This is a genomic window from Bradyrhizobium cosmicum, assembly GCF_032290525.1.
In the GTDB taxonomy this organism is placed as follows: Bacteria; Pseudomonadota; Alphaproteobacteria; order Rhizobiales; family Xanthobacteraceae; genus Bradyrhizobium; species Bradyrhizobium cosmicum_A.
The window spans coordinates 1-240 of sequence record NZ_JASXTA010000550.1 but is presented as its reverse complement, the minus strand read 5'-3'; the positions used below and the strand labels follow the sequence as shown (position 1 = coordinate 240).

1 protein-coding gene is annotated in these 240 nt (G+C 57.9%); it reads left to right on the top strand.

Going from position 1 to position 240, the window contains the following annotated elements; translation table 11 throughout:
* Positions 1-240 (top strand): hypothetical protein (locus QSV46_RS40885; protein ID WP_314964453.1); only part of this gene is annotated, 240 nt, incomplete at both ends.

Here is a 240-nt window from a genome sequence, read left to right as displayed (position 1 = left end):
GCATTGGCGACATCACGGCTACCATCGCGGCTACCATCACCATCATCATCGGTGGCATCGCTGGCACCACCACCATCATCGCCATCACCACCATCATCATCGTCACTGGCACCGCTGGTGATTGCGGCAGCTTGGTGCAGATGCCAACAGGCCCGCTTCATCGCGGGCCTGTTTCGATTTCAGCGGTCGCCTTGAAACTGGCGAGATTACCGCCCGTTATCTCTGACATCAGCTTCAGCA